The sequence below is a fragment of the Microbacterium sp. SD291 genome (assembly GCF_017355365.1).
GTDB lineage: Bacteria > Actinomycetota > Actinomycetes > Actinomycetales > Microbacteriaceae > Microbacterium.
This window is the reverse complement of record NZ_JADIJR010000045.1, coordinates 1-16521: the sequence shown is the minus strand read 5'-3', so window position 1 is coordinate 16521 and position 16521 is coordinate 1. Positions and strand designations below refer to the sequence as shown.

Annotated in this window: 20 protein-coding genes; 11 read left to right on the top strand and 9 right to left on the bottom strand. The window is 70.1% G+C overall.

Annotated features, from left to right (window positions below; genetic code table 11):
• Nucleotides 1–98: 98 nt before the first annotated feature.
• Together IPV10_RS15940 and IPV10_RS15935 are read right to left on the bottom strand one after the other, a co-directional pair.
• Entirely contained in the window at nucleotides 99–782 is a 684-nt protein-coding gene (locus tag IPV10_RS15940) for a cation transporter (protein ID WP_207485516.1), read from the bottom strand.
• Nucleotides 782–1123, bottom strand: coding sequence for a helix-turn-helix transcriptional regulator (locus tag IPV10_RS15935; RefSeq protein WP_207485514.1), 342 nt, complete (start codon nucleotides 1121–1123; stop codon nucleotides 782–784). Before IPV10_RS15935 ends, IPV10_RS15940 begins: the two co-directional genes overlap by 1 nt.
• A gap of 96 nt (nucleotides 1124–1219) precedes the next feature.
• Here IPV10_RS15935 and IPV10_RS15930 point away from each other — a divergent pair, with 96 nt between their 5' ends.
• Entirely contained in the window at nucleotides 1220–1714 is a 495-nt protein-coding gene (locus IPV10_RS15930) for a methylated-DNA--[protein]-cysteine S-methyltransferase (RefSeq protein WP_207485512.1), read from the top strand.
• 125 nt (nucleotides 1715–1839) lie between these two features.
• Nucleotides 1840–3243 (top strand): threonine synthase, encoded by a 1404-nt coding sequence (gene thrC, locus IPV10_RS15925; RefSeq protein ID WP_207485510.1) that lies wholly within the window; start codon nucleotides 1840–1842, stop codon nucleotides 3241–3243.
• Nucleotides 3244–3290: 47 nt separating this feature from the next.
• Here the strand turns inward: thrC and IPV10_RS15920 are convergent, their stop codons facing one another.
• Nucleotides 3291–3704 (bottom strand): VOC family protein, encoded by a 414-nt coding sequence (locus IPV10_RS15920; RefSeq protein ID WP_207485508.1) that lies wholly within the window; start codon nucleotides 3702–3704, stop codon nucleotides 3291–3293.
• Between the two features lie 18 nt (nucleotides 3705–3722).
• Between IPV10_RS15920 and IPV10_RS15915 the strand changes: the two genes are divergently transcribed.
• Nucleotides 3723–4886 (top strand): winged helix DNA-binding domain-containing protein, encoded by a 1164-nt coding sequence (locus IPV10_RS15915; protein ID WP_207485506.1) that lies wholly within the window; start codon nucleotides 3723–3725, stop codon nucleotides 4884–4886.
• Between the two features lie 37 nt (nucleotides 4887–4923).
• On the opposite strand, the gene IPV10_RS15910 is transcribed toward IPV10_RS15915, so the two are convergent.
• Complete coding sequence (locus IPV10_RS15910) at nucleotides 4924–5934, bottom strand: FUSC family protein (protein ID WP_207485504.1); 1011 nt, start codon at nucleotides 5932–5934, stop codon at nucleotides 4924–4926.
• A 187-nt stretch (nucleotides 5935–6121) separates the two neighbouring features.
• Here IPV10_RS15910 and folE point away from each other — a divergent pair, with 187 nt between their 5' ends.
• The 4 genes from folE (at nucleotide 6122) to IPV10_RS15890 (ending at nucleotide 9533) form a co-directional block, all read left to right on the top strand.
• Complete coding sequence (gene folE / locus IPV10_RS15905; protein WP_374192240.1) at nucleotides 6122–6697, top strand: GTP cyclohydrolase I; 576 nt, start codon at nucleotides 6122–6124, stop codon at nucleotides 6695–6697.
• A gap of 62 nt (nucleotides 6698–6759) precedes the next feature.
• Nucleotides 6760–7896, top strand: a complete 1137-nt coding sequence (locus IPV10_RS15900; RefSeq protein WP_242685070.1) for an NAD(P)/FAD-dependent oxidoreductase — start codon at nucleotides 6760–6762, stop codon at nucleotides 7894–7896.
• Between the two features lie 17 nt (nucleotides 7897–7913).
• Nucleotides 7914–8789, top strand: coding sequence for a dihydropteroate synthase (gene folP / locus IPV10_RS15895; protein ID WP_242685069.1), 876 nt, complete (start codon nucleotides 7914–7916; stop codon nucleotides 8787–8789).
• 9 nt (nucleotides 8790–8798) lie between these two features.
• Nucleotides 8799–9533 (top strand): pyrimidine reductase family protein, encoded by a 735-nt coding sequence (locus IPV10_RS15890; protein WP_207485498.1) that lies wholly within the window; start codon nucleotides 8799–8801, stop codon nucleotides 9531–9533.
• A 7-nt stretch (nucleotides 9534–9540) separates the two neighbouring features.
• On the opposite strand, the gene IPV10_RS15885 is transcribed toward IPV10_RS15890, so the two are convergent.
• Both IPV10_RS15885 and IPV10_RS15880 read right to left on the bottom strand, forming a co-directional pair.
• On the bottom strand, nucleotides 9541–9957 hold the full coding sequence (locus tag IPV10_RS15885) for a VOC family protein (protein ID WP_207485496.1): 417 nt from the start codon (nucleotides 9955–9957) through the stop codon (nucleotides 9541–9543).
• 51 nt (nucleotides 9958–10008) lie between these two features.
• Entirely contained in the window at nucleotides 10009–10776 is a 768-nt protein-coding gene (locus IPV10_RS15880; protein WP_207485494.1) for a siderophore-interacting protein, read from the bottom strand.
• 97 nt (nucleotides 10777–10873) lie between these two features.
• Here IPV10_RS15880 and IPV10_RS15875 point away from each other — a divergent pair, with 97 nt between their 5' ends.
• From IPV10_RS15875 to IPV10_RS15860, 4 genes are read left to right on the top strand one after another with little or no spacing between them, the layout of a single operon-like run.
• Nucleotides 10874–11860, top strand: coding sequence for a siderophore ABC transporter substrate-binding protein (locus IPV10_RS15875; protein ID WP_207485491.1), 987 nt, complete (start codon nucleotides 10874–10876; stop codon nucleotides 11858–11860).
• Between the two features lie 53 nt (nucleotides 11861–11913).
• Entirely contained in the window at nucleotides 11914–12894 is a 981-nt protein-coding gene (locus tag IPV10_RS15870) for an iron chelate uptake ABC transporter family permease subunit (protein ID WP_207485489.1), read from the top strand.
• Nucleotides 12887–13918: an iron chelate uptake ABC transporter family permease subunit gene (locus tag IPV10_RS15865; protein ID WP_207485487.1), complete on the top strand. Its 1032-nt coding sequence runs from the start codon at nucleotides 12887–12889 to the stop codon at nucleotides 13916–13918. Before IPV10_RS15870 ends, IPV10_RS15865 begins: the two co-directional genes overlap by 8 nt.
• Nucleotides 13915–14670, top strand: coding sequence for an ABC transporter ATP-binding protein (locus IPV10_RS15860; RefSeq protein WP_207485485.1), 756 nt, complete (start codon nucleotides 13915–13917; stop codon nucleotides 14668–14670). The genes IPV10_RS15865 and IPV10_RS15860 overlap by 4 nt, the downstream gene beginning before the upstream one ends.
• Before the next feature lie 32 nt (nucleotides 14671–14702).
• On the opposite strand, the gene IPV10_RS15855 is transcribed toward IPV10_RS15860, so the two are convergent.
• The 3 genes from IPV10_RS15855 to IPV10_RS15845 all read right to left on the bottom strand — a co-directional run.
• Nucleotides 14703–14900, bottom strand: coding sequence for a hypothetical protein (locus IPV10_RS15855; protein ID WP_207485483.1), 198 nt, complete (start codon nucleotides 14898–14900; stop codon nucleotides 14703–14705).
• Nucleotides 14901–14919: 19 nt separating this feature from the next.
• Entirely contained in the window at nucleotides 14920–15879 is a 960-nt protein-coding gene (locus tag IPV10_RS15850) for a DNA-3-methyladenine glycosylase (protein ID WP_207485481.1), read from the bottom strand.
• 35 nt (nucleotides 15880–15914) lie between these two features.
• Nucleotides 15915–16521, bottom strand: a 607-nt coding sequence (locus tag IPV10_RS15845) for a winged helix-turn-helix domain-containing protein (protein ID WP_207485479.1), incomplete at its 5' end; no start/stop codon positions are given.

The following is a 16521-nucleotide window of genomic DNA, read 5'->3' as shown; positions in this document are numbered from 1 at the left end:
CGGAGAAGCGAATGTGTTGTCCCCACGGTTCGTTCATCATCGTCACATCTGCAAGACACCGGCCGCGGCGGATTATGACGCGGGTTCGCAGACGGACTTCACGATCCGTGGTGAAGGTCGGCCTCGTCATGCCCGCCGTGCTCGTCCTCGAGGATCATCCCCACCGAGGTGGCGCAGGCGTCGCCCTTCCATGCCTCCACGCCTTCGCGGACCGCGAACGCGGCGATCACGAGTCCGGCCACGGCATCCGCCCACCACCATCCGAGGACGCTGTTCGCGATCAGCCCGATCAGCACCGCGGCCGAGAGGTACGTGCAGATGAGGGTCTGCATGGAGTCGGCGACGGCGGTGGCGGACCCGATCTCGCGACCCGCGCGGCGTTCGGCGTACGACAGGAGCGGCATGATGACGACGCTGACCGCCGTGAGGACCATGCCGATCGTGCTGTGGGACGGGTGCTCCCCGCCGGCGAGGGATACCAGTGACGAGGACGTGACGTAGATCGCGAGCGCGAAGAAAGCGACGGCGATCACGCGCAGGGTCGGCTTCTCCCAGCGGTCCGGATCCCGGCGCGTGAACTGCCAGGCGACGGCCGCCGCGGATAGCACCTCGATCGTGGAATCCAGCCCGAATCCGATCAGCGCCGCCGACGAGGCCGCGGCGCCGGCCCCGATCGCGACCACGGCCTCGACGAGGTTGTATCCGATCGTGACGGCGACGATCAGGCGGATGCGGCGGTGCAGCGTGGCGCGTCGCTCGAGCGTGAGCGCGGTGCCACCCATCAGCAGGTGCATCCTTCGCCGTCGCAGCATCCGGGCTCGAGGATCAGCGTCACGCGCATGAGTTCGCTCAGAGCCTCCGCGAGGTGGGCGTCGGCGAGCCGGTACAGGCTGCGCCGTCCGTCGGGAGTGCTGTCGACGAGGCCGCATCCGCGCAGGCAGGCGAGATGATTCGACATCGTCTGACGGGAGACGCCCAGTTCGTCGGCGAGGTCCGACGGATGGGCCGGCGCCTGTCTGAGTGCGAGGAGGATGCCGGCGCGAGTGGGGTCGGACAGGGCATGCCCGAGGCGTGCCACCGCGGCGGTGTGCGTGGCGGAGGAGGTCGCGGTGGCGGGTGTCATACGCGCAATGATACATAAAATCATGAATTCAGATACGGATGGATCATGTGGGAATCGCAGTGAGGTGACGTCCGCGGCCGGGGATACCCTCGACGCATGCCCTCCTTCGGAACGCTCGAGACGCCGGTCGGAGTCATCGGCGTCTCCAGCGACGGCGCGGCGATCACCGGCGTCGCCTGGCGCTCCTCGGCGCCGCCCGGCGCCGACTCCGCTCCCGATGCGCTGCTCGGCGAGGCGCTCGGCCAGGTGAAGGCGTACTTCGACGGCGCCCTGAAGGTCTTCGACCTGCCGATCGATCTCGGGCCCCAGACCGAGGCGACGAGCGCCGTTCTGATGGCGCTGCACGACACGGTCCGCCACGGTGAGACCGTCACCTACGGTGGGCTCGCGGAACGCAGCGGCACCCAGGTGCCCGCCCGCGGGATCGGCGCGATCATGGGCGCCAATCCGGTGCCGCTGATCGTGCCGTGCCACCGCGTGGTCGCGGGCGACGGGCTCGGCGGATACTCCGGCGGCGACGCGGGGCAGGGGATCGCGACCAAGCGCTGGCTGCTCGAGCACGAGGGTGCGCTGCCGACCGCCCTCTTCTGAACAACGGCGGGTCTGACCGGCGAGGGCGACGAGCGGATGCCCACGGCATCCGTCATCCCGTCACCGGGCAGTGCGACGGCCTGAGAGAATGGAAGCCCGTGCCGATTCCGAAGCAAGGAGCCCCCGTGCAGTACATCTCCACCCGAGGCGGCATGCAGCCGCTGCCGTACTGCGAGACGCTGCTGGAAGGCCTCGCCACCGACGGCGGACTCGCTGTCCCCGAGGTCATGCCGACGGTCGACGGCGAGACGCTCGAACGCTGGCGCGCGCTGACGTACCCCCAGCTCGCGACTGAGGTGCTCGGCCTGTTCGCGACCGACATCCCGCGTGCGGATCTCGCCCGGATGACCGCCGCGGCGTACGAGCCGTTCCCCGAGGAGGTCGTGCCGCTGCGGTCGATCGGAGACGACCTCACGCTCGTCGGTCTCTCCGAAGGTCCGACGCTGGCGTTCAAGGACATGGCGATGCAGTTCCTCGGCCAGGTCGTCGAGTACGCGCTCGAGCGCAAGGGCTCGGTCCTGAACATCCTCGGCGCGACCTCCGGCGACACCGGTTCGGCCGCCGAGCACGCGCTGCGGGGCAAGGACCGCATCGCCGTCTTCATGCTGTCGCCGCAGGGGCGGATGAGCGCGTTCCAGCGCGCGCAGATGTTCTCGCTCGACGACGCGAACATCCACAACATCGCCGTCGACGGCGTCTTCGACGACTGCCAGAACCTCGTGAAGGATCTCGCCGGAGACCTCGACTTCAAGCGCACCCAGCACCTGGGTGCCGTCAACTCGATCAACCTCGCGCGCATCACGGCGCAGGTCGTCTACTACTTCTGGGCCTGGCTCAGGGCGACGGATGCCGGCGGATGGACCGAGCTGTCGTTCACGGTGCCGTCCGGCAACTTCGGCAACATCCTGTCGGGCCTCTACGCGAGGCAGATGGGCCTCCCGATCCGGCGGCTCGTGCTCGCGGCGAACGAGAACAACGTCCTCGACGAGTTCTTCCGCACCGGCATCTACCGTCCGCGCAGCGCGGCCCAGACCCTCGCGACCTCGAGCCCGTCGATGGACATCTCGAAGGCGTCGAACCTCGAGCGGTTCATCTTCGAGCTCGTCGGCCGCGACGCCACGCGCGTCGTGGGCGCCTGGCGCGACCTCGGTGAGCAGGGTTACTTCGACTTCACGGCCGACCTGCCTCGCTTCACGGAGGAGTTCGGCATCGTCAGCGGAACCTCGACGCATGCGGACCGGCTCGAGACCATCCGCTCGGTGCACGAGGCGGCGGGTGACATCATCGACCCGCACACGGCCGACGGCGTGAAGGTCGCTCGCGAGTACGTGGAGTCGGGTGTGCCGATGCTGGTGCTCGAGACCGCGAAGCCGCACAAGTTCGCCGAGACGATCCATGAGGCGATCGGCGTGGAGCTCGAGTACTCGCCCGAACTGCGCGCGATGCTCGATGCTCCCCAGCGTGTCACCGAGATGGCGGACGACGAGCACACGCTCCGCGCCTTCATCGAGGCGAACGCGCTGCGCTGAGAGTCCTGTGCGGCCGGACCGGCCGCACAGGACTGACGTCCGGTTACTCAGCCCTCCGCGTCTGCGCTCAGCATCCAGGCGATGCCGAAGCGGTCGACCAGCATCCCGAACAGGCCGCCCCACGGCGCCGTGTCGAGCGGTATCGTGATCGTCCCGCCGGCGGAGAGCTTCTCCCAGACGTCGCGAGCGGTCTCCTCGGAGATGCCGCTCAGCGACACCGAGATGCCCTGCGGGGTCTCGTAGGTCATGCCGTCGGGCGTGTCCGACGCCATCAGCACCAGGCCGTCCGGCGTGGTGAGCTGCGCGTGCATCACCAGGTCCTTCTGGCTCGGGTCCTGCACCATGTCGGGGAACTCCCCGAACACGTTGATGTCGAGGTCGCCGCCGAGGACGCTCTGATAGAACTCCATCGCCTTGCGGGCTTCGGTGCGGAATGAGAGATACGGGTTGAGATTCGCCATGGGTTGCTCCAGATCAGTGTGAGATGTTCTCGGCCGGCCCCCTGCAGGCTCATTCTGCGCCGGGGCTCCGACATCTGCAAGGGAGATCGTTGCTACTGTCCTGGCCATGAACACTTCTGCGGCTCCTGTGCTCTCGCAGCGCGCCCTCAACCGGGCGCTGCTCGAGCGCCAGTTGCTGCTCGCCCGCGCCGAGGTCGATGTTCCCGAGGCCGTCGCCCACCTCGCCGGCGTGCAGGCACAGGTGCCCGGCGCGCCCTACATCGCCTCTGGTCGCGCGTCGCGGATCTCGACCCAGACGACCTCGGTCGCCGCATCGCGGAGATGTCGCTGGTGCGGCTCATCGCGCAGCGTGCGACGATCCACCTGCACACCGTTGACGACGCTCTGGCCTGGCGTCCGCTCGTGCAGCCCACGCTCGGCAAGGCGCTCCGGAACGGATTCCGCGCCCAGCTCGACGGCCTCGACATCGCTGCGGTCGCCGCTGCGGGAGCCGCCCTTCTCGTCGAACGGCCACGACCGCCCGCCGAGCTCGGGCGCGCGCTCGCCGCGCTGTTCCCCGGACGCGATCCGACGGCCCTCGCGGCAGCCGTCGCCTACACCGAGCCGGTGCTGCAGCTCCCGCCGCGAGGAGTGTGGGGTCGCACGGGCAAGGTGATGCTCGCTCCGGTCGCGCATGCGCTGGGGAGACCGCTCGCCGCCGATCCTGCGCCGGACGGTTTGATCCTGCGGTATCTGAGGGCGTTCGGTCCGGCCACCACGTCGGACATCCGGACGTTCACCGGCCTCACCGGCATCCGCGAGATTATCGACGAGCTCCCTCTGCGCCGCTTCGCCGACGAGCGCGGCCGGGAGCTGCTGGACGTGCAGGAAGGCCCGCTGCCCGACCCGGAGACGCCTGCTCCGCCGCGCTTCCTCGGCGAGTTCGACAACCTGCTGCTCGGCCACGAAGACCGCACTCGCGTCCTTCCGGCCGAGCACCGCGCGAAGGTGCTGCTGCTGCCGGCGCGGCCGCTTCTCGTCGACGGGATGGCGGCCGGGATCTGGACGTCGGGCGCGGACGGCATCGTCGTCCGCGCGTTCGAGCCCATCCGGGACGAGGCCGCGGTCATCGCGGAGGGGGAGCGGATGCTGGCGGTGCTCTGGCAGCAGTCTGAGCGCACGGTCCGGATCGAGGCGCACTGACACGGTGGCCGGGCGGTGAGACACGACCGCCGCTCGTTCAGCCCGCCGTCGCAGCCGGGCGACGATGGAGCAGGCCGGATGCCGCGCCCAGGGCGGCACCCGCCAGAGTGTCGACGATGCGCTCCCACGCCACGTCCATCGAGCCGATCCCGCCGGTCGCTGCTCCGGTCAGCAGCAGCACCAGCGGCGTGATGAACACGAGCGCAAGGGCGTAGTGGCGCACCACGACGAGCTCGATCGTGAACTGCAGAGCGCCGAGGAGCAGGGCGAGCCAGAGCCCGGCCGGATGCAGCAGGGCGAGCAGCGCATAGACGCCGGCGCCCACGATCGTGCCGAGCATGCGGTGCAGTCCGCGCTGGAACGCGGCTCGCCGCGCGGCGGCCACGCCGACTACGGCGATCGCCGAGCCGACGACCCAATAGGTGCGAGCGGGGTCGATCACGAGACCCAGGAGCACGCCGATCACGGTGACGATCGCGACGCGGAGCAGGAGCACGCGGGAATCCGCGTCGAGCGAGGGCCCCGGCAGCAGTTCGCTGAGAGGACGAGCCGCCGCGGAGCGCCCACGGGGCAGCAGCAGCGGAGCCATCGCGACGAGATAGGAGAACACGCACCCGGCGGAGAGCGCGACGACGTACGCGAGCGGTGTGATCGGCGCACTCGCGACGACGTGTGCGGAGAGCCCGAAGATCAGCACGAAGAACAGAGGTCCAGGCGGCCCGAGGCGGAAGCCGAACGACAGCGCCGCGCTCACGATCGCGACCACGATGACACCGATGCTCACCAGCCAGTCGCTGCCCGACGCGAGCACGCCGAGCACGGCGCAGGCGATCAGGCCGGCCGCGACCAGCGGCAGCACGCGGGCGCGGTCGATCGCTGCAGCGGAACCGGCGAACAGCACGGTGAATGCGCCGGATGCCGCGACATAGCCGAGCGGCGCCTGGCCGAGTGCCGTCATCACGGCGATCGGCACCGCGATGCCGAGCGCGGCCTGCGTGGCCAGCGGCCACCGCGGACCACGAGAGGGGGCGAAGGCGAACAGGCTCACCCCTGCATTCTCCTCTCCTCGCTGCGACTGACCGTCGTTCTAAAAAATAGTCCTCTTGATTTTAGAGGGCGATCGGGTCTCTAATGGAGGGAAGCTCAAGGAGGCCGAGATGACCTTGTCCCTTGCCTATGACGACGAGGAAGCGGAAGGACCGGTTCTGCCGCATGGGCGGATCCCGATCCGCGCCATGCTGCCGGCCGTAGACCTCCCTGCCGCCGAGCACGCCGGCCGGCTGTTCCTGCGCGCACTGGGGATCGACCCCGATTCCTCGGAGACGCCAGACCTGGCCAGGACGCCACGGCGCTTCGCCGCCGCCTACGCCGAGCTCCTCAGCCCGCAGCCCTTCGACTTCACGACCTTCGCCAACAGCGAGGGCTACGACGAGATGGTCGTCGTCCGCGACATCCCGGTCCGCTCCGTGTGCGAGCACCACCTCCTCCCGTTCACCGGCGTCGCCCACGTCGCCTACCTCCCGGCCGCTCGTGTGGTCGGCCTGTCGAAGATCCCGCGCATGGTCGACCATCACGCCCGCCGCCCGCAGACGCAGGAGCGCCTGACGGTGCAGGTCGCCGATGCGCTCGACCTGCACCTCGAGCCGCGTGGCGTCGGCGTGGTGATCGAGGCCACGCACAGCTGCATGACGCTGCGGGGCGCCCGTGCCGGGGACGTCGCGACGATGACCTCGGCCGTGCGGGGCTCGATCCGTGACGACGCGCGCACGCGCGCCGAGTTCTTCGCGCTCGCCACGGCGCACGCCCGGTAAGGCGCCCGCGAGAACAACACCGCCAGAACATCACCGGCCAGAACACCCGAGAGAGGACCATCATGACCATCGCGATCGTCGGCGGAGGACTGGCCGCGGCCACCGCGGCCACCGAGCTCCGGCAGCAGGGCTACCAGGGCGAACTCGTGCTCTTCGGTGCCGAGCATCGGCTTCCGTACGAGCGCCCGCCACTGTCGAAGGACGTGCTGCTCGGCAAGAAGGAGGTCGATGAGGCCGCCGTTCACGACGGCGACTGGTACCGCGACAACGACGTCCGTCTCGAGCTCGGAACGCGTGTCACGGGCATCGACCGGGCCGCGCACACGCTCAGCGCGGAGACGGACGGGGGAGAGGAGCGAGAGGTCTCCTACGACCGGCTGCTGCTGGCGACCGGCTCCGTCCCGCGCCGGTTCGCCCTCGCCGACGCGGCGGCGAGCCCCCTGTATCTGCGCACCGCTGAGGACAGCGTCCGGCTCAAGGAGCAGCTGCGCCCCGGTGCCAGGATCGTGATCGTGGGCGCCGGCTGGATCGGCCTCGAGGTCGCCTCGGCCGCCCGTCAGGCCGGCGCCGAGGTCACCGTGTTCGAGATGGCCGAGCTGCCGCTCGTGCGGGTTCTCGGGCCCGAGATCGCGACGGTGTTCGCAGACCTGCACCGGCAGCACGGCGTCGACCTTCGCCTCGGCGCCCAGGTCGCGGCATCCGATCTGGCCGACGCGGACCTCGTCGTCGTCGGTGTCGGCGCCATGCCGGACACCGCGCTCGCCGAGGCAGCAGGGCTCGCGGTCGACAACGGGGTCCTGGTCGACGCGAACCTGCGCACCTCGGATGCCGACATCTTCGCCATCGGGGATGTCGCCAACCACGATCACCCCGTTCTCGGCCGGCGCATCCGCGTCGAGCACTGGGACACGGCGATCGAGCAGGGCAAGGTGGTCGCGCGCAACCTCCTCGGGGCAGAGGAGCCCTACACCCGCCAGCCGTACTTCTTCACCGATCAGTACGATCTCGGCATGGAGTACGTCGGCAGCGTCGGGCCGGAAGGCTACGACCGGGTGGACATCGAGGGATCGACAGACGTCGCCACCGGCGGCGCGTTCCGCGCGTACTGGGTCGCCGGCGGCCGGGTCGTCGCCGCGATGCACGCCAACGACTGGGACGCCTCCGACGCCATCCGCGAGAGCATCGGCACCGCGCGATGATGCCGGGAGTCGGGAGAATGCGGCGGATCGGCGGGCGGGACTTCGACTTCGACCGGCAGGTGGTCGTGATGGCCGTCGTGAACCGCACCCCCGACTCGTTCTACGACCATGGCGCGACCTTCGCGCTCGATCGGGCGGTGCAGAGCGCGCTGCGCGCGGCGGAGCTCGGTGCGGAGTGGGTCGACATCGGCGGAGTGCCGTTCGGCCGCGGACCCGCGGTGTCAACGGAGGAGGAGATCGAGCGAGTCGTGCCAGTGGTGGAGGCGATCACCCGTGCGCAGAGCGATCTCGTGATCTCGGTCGACACGAACGACCCCGAGGTCGCGCGTCGCGCGGTGCAGGCGGGCGCCGCGGTGATCAACGACACCAGCGGACTCGCAGATCCGCGCATGGCGGAGGTCGTGGCCGAGTCGGGAGCGCACGTCGTGATCACGCACAGCGTCGGCCCGCCCCGCGCCGAGAAGCCCGCGGCGCGCTACGGCGACGTGGTGGCCGAGGTCGGCTCGTTCCTGAGGGATCGGATCGCGCGGGCCGAGGACGCCGGCATCCCGCGGGAGCGGATCATCATCGATCCAGGCCACGATCTCGACAAGAACACCGTGCACTCGCTCGAGATCACGCGCCGTCTGGAGGAGATCGCCGCGATCGGGCCGCCGCTGCTCGTCGCCGTCTCGAACAAGGACTTCATCGGCGAGTCGATCGACCGGCCGCAGGGCGAGCGGCTGGCTGGTTCTCTCGCCGCGATGACGGCATGCGTCCTGAAGGGGGCGCGCATCGTGCGTATGCACGACGTGGCGGATGCCGTGGACGCGGCGCGCATGATCGAGGCGATACTGGGGATGCGGCCGCCGGTGCGGCTCGAGCACAACACGCATCCGACGCACAACGTCTGAGGAGGCAGGATGACGCGGATCGACCGGGTCTGGCCGGATCCGGCGGACGACCTCGATGACGAGGCCCTGCTCGCCGAGACGCGGATGCCGGATGCGCCCTGGCTGCGGATGAACTTCATCTCGAGCCTGGACGGGGCGGCGACGCGCGGTGGACGCTCCGGGGGACTCGGCGACGACGCCGACCGTCGCCTGTTCGATCTGCTGCGCCGGCCGGCCGACGCCGTGCTCCTCGGTGCCGGCACCGCGCGGACCGAGGGGTACACGGCGATGCGGCTCGATGATGCCGCAGCCGCCTGGCGGGAGGCGCGCGGGCTCGCGTCCCATCCCACCCTGGTCATCGTCTCGCGCCGGCTCGATCTCGACCCTGCGTCCGCGATGTTCACCGACGCCCCCGTGCGCCCGGTGATCTGCACGGTCGGCTCTGCTCCGCAGGAGCGCCGCGAGCGGCTCGCGGAGGTCGCGACGATCATCGACGCCGGCGCGACGGAGGTCGACCCCCGCCTGCTGCGCGAGGAACTGTCATCCCGACGCCTGCGCCGCGTGCACAGCGAGGGCGGGCCGACGCTGTTCGGGTCGTTCCTCGAGGCGGATGCCGTGGACGCGCTGCACCTCACGATGGCGCCCCGGCTCGAAGCGGGCGCCGCGCGGCGGATCGCCTCGAGCGCCGAGGCAGTGGGAGCGGAGATGCGGCTGGTGTCGATCCTGCGTGCGGGCAGCGAGCTGCTGCTGAGCTACCGGCGCTGAGCGCCGGTCAATCCGCCACGAGGGCGCCCCGCGGCGGGTTGTGCATGAACTCGATCCGGATGCCGCTGTCGTCCTCGACGAACGAGGCGTAGTAGCGGTCGCTGAAGCGCTCGTAGATCTTCGGCTCCCGCACGACCGTCCATCCGGCATCCACCGCGATCGCATGCAGCCGATCGACCTCCGCCTGCGAGTCGACCGCGAACGCGAGGTGCTGCCAGCCGGCGCGCCCGTGCACGTGCGGATCGACGTCCTCCTCGTGTGGCGCGAAGAGGATCAGCTCGGTGTCGTCGCCGCGGTGCCAGGAGATCCCGCCCCCCGCCTCGGTTCCGAACTCGTACCCGAGAGCCGTGAGCACCGGGTCGAACTGCGCCCGCCCGCGCTCGAGATCGCAGACGGTGATGCCCAGGTGATCGAGAAGAGCCATGCCTTCAGTCTCTCCCACGCGAACCGCGGGGCCCGGCGCACGAGTCCCGTGTCAGTGCGGTGCGTGGTACTCGGCTTCGCCGCGCTTCCAGTAGCCCTTGACGACGGCTTCGGCCGGCTCCACGCCCCAGCGCCCGAGCAGCGCGCGTCCCGGCTTGACGATCGACTGCTCGGCGGCGATGAAGACGAAGGGGTCGTCGCCGACGGCATCCGCTGCGGTGAGGCCGTCGATGAACGCGACGAGCGCGGAACCCGCGGGCGCATCGCCGCGGTGCAGCCACTGAACCTCGACGGGTGCGTCGATCTCGACCTCGCGGTCTGGCGCCGTCGTCTCGATCACGATGCGCGCCGCGGCGCCGTCGGGGATGAGCGCCGAGAACCGGCGGATCGCGGGGATCGCCGTCTCATCGCCGACCAGGAGCCAGGAGCCGGGCGTGCCGGTCAGCACCGCCGACCCGCGCGGGCCGCCGACGCCGATCGATGATCCGATCGGGGCCTTCGCCGCCCAGGATGCGGCGACGCCCTCATCTCCGTGCACGGCGAACTCCACGTCCAGCCAGTCGTCCCCCCACGCCAGGGGCGTGTACTCCCGGCTCGGTGCGGCTCGCAGCTCCTCGACCGAGCCGATCGGGCCGGCAGGGAAGAACAGCCGCATGTGGTCGTCGGAGCCGAGTGAGTCGAAGCCGGCGAGGTCGCTGCCGGTGAGGCGCACGCGCACGAAATCCGGGGCGAGCCACTCTCGGGAGGTCAGCGTGACCATGCGGAAGCGCAGCTCGAGGCCGTGACGCTCGATCGAGAAGCCGGATTTCAGATCGCTCATGATTTCAGGCTAACGTACTTTGGAGTGAGGGTAGGCAACCCTAACCTTGCTGGTCCGGCGCAGTGCGCGCATCTCCCCGCAGAACAGGAGTCCCTCCATGTCCGTGCCCAGAACCCTCATCACCGCGAGCCTCGGTGCCGTCGGACTTCTCGTCCTCGCCGGGTGCGCCTCCGGCGCCGCCGCCGAACCCGAGGATGAAGCCGGGGCCGCGGCCGCGACGGTGACCATCGAGGACAACTCGGGCACGCATGAGATCGCCACCCCGCCCGCGTCCGTCGTCGCCCTCGACAACCGCACCTTCCAGACGCTGTCCGATTGGGACGTCGAGCTCTCCGCCGCCGCGGTCGCACTGATGCCCGACTCGGTGTCCTACACGAAGGACCCGGAGCTCGTCGACGTCGGCCTGCACAGCGAGCCCGACCTCGAGTCGATCGTCGCCGTCGAGCCCGACCTCATCATCAGCGGCCAGCGGTTCACCCAGCACAACACCGCCATCGCCGAGCTCGTGCCGGATGCGACGATCATCGATCTCGAGCCGCGTGAGGGAGAGCCGTTCGACGATGAGCTCAAGCGCCAGGTCACCGTGCTCGGCGAGATCTTCGGCAAGCAGGAGGAGGCGAAGGCCCTCGTCGAGGAGTTCGACGCCGCAGTGGAGCGCGCGAAGGATGCGTACGACGACGCGGACAAGGTGATGGCGGTGAACACCTCGGGCGGTGAGATCGGGTACATCGCGCCGACCGTCGGCCGCTCTCTCGGCCCGATCTACGACATCCTCGGCCTCACTCCGGCTCTCGAGGTCGCGGACGCCACGGACGACCACCAGGGCGACGACATCTCCGTCGAGGCGATCGCCGCCTCGAACCCCGACTGGATCCTGGTGCTCGACCGCGACGCCGTCTTCGCCGACGAGACCCCGGACTACGTGCAGGCCGCGGAGATCCTCGAGCGCTCCGAGGCGCTCGCCGGCGTCACCGCCGTCGCCGAGGGCAACATCGTGTACATGCCGACCGACACGTACCTGAACGAGGGCATCCAGACCTACACGGCGTTCCTCAACGACCTCGCGGACGCCCTCGAGAAGTAGTCGCTCACCCGGTCGTCGAGCGCGCTCCTCGCTCGACGGCCGGGAGGTGAATCATGACCTCCACCACCTCCACCGCCGCCCGCTCCGCCGGCCGGCTCTTCGATGTCAGGCTGCTGGTCGGCGTGCTCGTCGTCGCGGGGCTCCTCGTCGTCTCGCTGTTCACCGGCGTATACGACGTCGCCGGCGCGCCCGACGGCGGCGAGATGTTCCAGATCACGCGCGTCCCCCGCACCATCGCGCTCGTCCTCGCGGGCGCGGCCATGGCGATGGCGGGCCTGGTCATGCAGCTGCTCACCCAGAACCGGTTCGTCGAGCCGACGACCACGGGGACGACGGAATGGGCGGGTCTCGGCCTGCTTGCCGTGATGGTCCTCGTGCCGCATCCGTCCATCCCGCTCCGGATGGCCGGCGCCGTCGTGGCCGCGTTCATCGGCACCATGGTGTTCTTCGCGTTCCTGCGCCGGGTGTCGCTCAGGTCGTCGCTGATCGTCCCGATCGTCGGCATCATGCTCGGCGCTGTCGTCGGAGCGATCTCCACCTACCTGGCGCTCGCGACGAACTCGCTGCAGGCCCTGAGCGTCTGGTTCGCCGGAAGCTTCACCTCGGTGCTGCGCGGCCAGTACGAGATGCTGTGGATCGTCGCGGTCGTCGGCGCGATCGTGTTCGTGGTCGCAGACCGGCTCACGATCGCGGGTCTCGGCGAGGAGGTCGCCACGAACGTCGGGGTCGACTACGACCGGATCATCCTGCTCGGCACCGTCCTCATCGCCGTCGCCACCGGCGTCGTCACCGTGGTCGTCGGCAATCTTCCCTTCCTCGGTCTCATCGTGCCCAACATCGTGTCGATGGTGCGCGGCGACGACCTCCGCAGCAACCTTCCCTGGGTGTGCCTGCTCGGGATCGCGGTCGTCACGGTGTGCGACATCATCGGACGGACGATCATCATGCCGTTCGAGGTCCCGGTCTCGCTGATCCTCGGCATCGTCGGCGCCGTCGTCTTCATCGCGCTCGTGGTCAGGCGCCGCCGTGCGTGAGGCGGCTGAGGCGCCCGCCCCGGCGCGCGCGAGCGGGGCGCTCCCGGCATCCGCGGCGAAGATCCGGTACATCGCCGTGCTCGTCGTCCTGGTCGTCCTGGCAGCGGGTGCGGGTTTCGGTCTGCTCGCCTGGGAGAACCCGATGCCCGCCGGATCTGCCGGCTTCTGGCGCATCGCCAAGCTGCGAGCGACCGACGTCACGGTGATGGCCGTCGTCGCCGTCGCGCAGGCCATCGCCACCGTCAGCTTCCAGACGGTGACGGACAACCGCATCATCACGCCGTCGATCATGGGCTTCGAGTCGCTCTACCGGGTGGTCCAGACCTCGACCGTGTACCTGTTCGGAGTTGCAGGGCTCGTCGCGATCCAGGGTCTGTGGCAGTTCGGGCTGCAGGTGGCGATCATGGTCGGGCTCGCGATGGTCCTGTACGGCTGGCTGCTCTCGGGGCGGCGCGGCGACCTCCAGGTCATGCTGCTCGTCGGCATCATCATCGGCGGGGGTCTGGGCGCGATCGCCACCTTCATGCAGCGGATGCTCACGCCGAGCGAGTTCGACGTGCTCGCCGCGCGGCTCTTCGGCAACGTCTCCAACGCCGACCCGTCGTATCTGCCGCTCGCGATCCCGCTGTGCGTCGCAGCATCCGCTCTGCTGTGGCTTCGCGCCCGGCGGTTGAACGTGATGGCACTCGGCGCCGACAGCGCTCGCTCGCTGGGCCTCGACCACAAGCGGGAGCTGCTCATCGTGCTGTTCCTCGTCGCGGTGCTGATGGCGACATCCACCGCCCTGGTCGGGCCGATGACCTTCCTCGGGTTCCTGGTGGCCACGCTGGCGTACCAGTTCGCCGACACCCACGACCACCGGCTGATCTTCCCCGTGGCGGTGCTCACCGCCTTCACGATCCTCGCCGGCGCCTACTTCGTCATGAAGAACCTGTTCTACGCCCAGGGGATGGTCTCGATCCTCATCGAGGTCGTCGGCGGCACCGTCTTCCTCATCGTCATCCTCAGAAAGGGCAGGCTGTGATCGCACTCGACCGCGTCCGCAGGGTTTACAGCAGCGAGGTCGAGATCGGGCCGATCGACCTGACCATCCCGGCAGGCGGGATCACCGCGCTGATCGGCCCGAACGGGGCGGGCAAGTCGACGCTGCTCACCATGATCGGCCGTCTGAGCGGAATGGATGCCGGATCGATCGAGATCGCCGGATTCGACGTGGCATCCACGCGCTCCGCGGATCTGGCGAGGATCGTGTCGGTCCTCCGGCAGGAGAACCACTTCGTCACCCGGCTCACGGTGCGCCAGCTGGTCGGCTTCGGGCGCTTCCCCCACTCGAAGGGCCGGTTGAACCAGGCCGACGAGGCGATCATCAGCCGTGCGATCGACTTCCTCGACCTCGGCGCGCTCGAGGGCCGCTACCTCGACGAGCTCTCCGGCGGACAGCGGCAGCGCGCCTACGTCGCGATGGTTCTGGCGCAGGACACCGAGTTCGTGCTGCTGGACGAGCCGCTGAACAACCTCGACATGAAGCACGCCGTGCAGATGATGAAGCACCTGCGACGCGCATCGGACGAGCTGGGTCGCACCTTCGTCATCGTGCTGCACGACATCAACTTCGCCGGGCACTACGCCGACCGCATCTGCGCCATGAAGGACGGCGCGGTCGTGGAGTTCGGCACCCCGGAGGAGATCATGACCGACGAGGTGCTCACCCGCGTCTTCGACACCCCGGTGCGGGTCGTCGACGGCCCGTCCGGCCCGCTGGCCGTGTACTACTGAGCCTGTGGTCCTCTTCGCCGAGTGGTCGCCGGTCAGAGCTCGATGCCGTGGTCCTCGTCGTTCACGCCCGCGTTGTGCCCGCGGCGGGACTCGTAGCCGAGGAACCAGCCGAGCCAGATGATCACGGCGAGCAGCACGCCGAGCCAGACGTTCTCGAAGATCAGCCCGAACACGACGCCGAGGATCAGGAGACCAGCGGGGACCAGAAGGCGGAGCGCGAGGCGTGGCATGCGGCCAGCCTACGACCGCTCAGCGCCGGCGGTGGTCCTCCGGTGCGAGTCGTGGCCCTCGGCGCGGCTCGCGGACGCCGCTGGCGAGGATGAGACGGATCGCGCGCTGCCGCTGCCCCGCCCACGGAGCGAGCAGCTCGAGCATCCCGTCGTCGTCCGTGCGCCTGCCGGTGAGCGCGTAGCCGACCTCGTGCGCGAGATGGTAGTCGCCGACGCTCACCGCATCGGGATCGCCGAGCGCGCGGATGCGCGTCTCGGCCGACGTCCAGACGCCGACGCCGGGCAGGCTCGTGAGCACGCGGTCGCGGGCCTCGCCGGTCGGGGCGGCGAGCACGGCGCGACGGATGCTGTCGCCGCGCTCCGCGACGCGGACGATCGTGCGGGACTGCGGCGGTTCGACGCCGGCGCGATGCCACGCCCACGAGGGGATGCGCCGCCACTCGGCCGCGGAGGGGGCGGCGAACATCGGCCGGGGAGTGGGGCCGGGTGCACGGACGCCGAACCGCGACACCAGCACGCGCCACGCCCCGAACGCCTGCAGGCCGGTGACCTTCTGCTCGATGATGGCGCACGCGAGAGCGTCGAACACCTCTCCGGTGCGGGTCAGGCGCAGCCCCGGATTGCGGTGGGCGGCGTCGGTGATGAGCGGATGCCGCGACGCGTCGAAGTCGGCGGGGTCGTCGTGCGCGCCGCACAGTGCCGGCACGGTCTCGAGCGCGTGGGCCGCGCCCGCACCCCACGCGGTCGCCCTGATCTCACCCTTCCCGCCGCGCAGCGCGAGGGTCGCGGCGCCGAGAGGAGTGCGCAGAGCGCGCCAGATGACGTGGCCGTCGTGGACCGTGGTCGGATCGCCGGGGCCGCGGCGCAGCACGCCGACCGTCGCGTGCAGATCGACCGCCCGATCCGGACGGTAGACCGTCTCGAGCGGCGCATCCGGGGTTGCGGCGTCGGCCGCACCGGCATCCGCTGTCAGGGTCATGCGCCCACCCTACGCGGGGCGCCCGACAGCGGACCTCAGAAGCGGTCGGGCGAGGGGGTGCCGTGGCCGTAGCGGATCACGACGTCGGCGTGCCGGTCGAACCGGTAGCCGATCCCTCGCACCGTGCGGACGATGTCCTCGTAGCGGCCGAGCTTGGCGCGGAGGCGTCGAACGTGCACGTCGATCGTGCGCTCGCCCGGGGTCTCGTCGTCCTGCGCCTGCCACAGCGCCGAGACGAGCTCGCTGCGCTCGATCGTGCGGCCCTCGCGGAGCACGAGGTACTGGAGCAGTTCGAACTCCTTGTACGTGAAGGCGGCTGACTCTCCGTCGATCAGGACGCGCTTGCGCGAGATGTCGACGACGACGCCACCCTCTTCGGTGCCGGTCTCCTCCTCGGCCGCGGCCTTGGTGCGGGCGATCGCACCGGGCTCGTGCAGGGCGAGGCGCACGACGTCGAGGTCGCGACCACCCGAGCCGTGCGGGGCGAGGGCGACGGTGGCGTGGGTCTCGGCGCCGGGGGCCAGCTCGGCGAGCGTGCGGCGGAGGGCGTCGACGAGGAGCGGGAGGCTGACGCCCGCCTCGGCGGCCTTGATCTCGTCGAGCCCGACATAGAGGGCGAAGCCTCGGGGGGAGCGGAGCGCC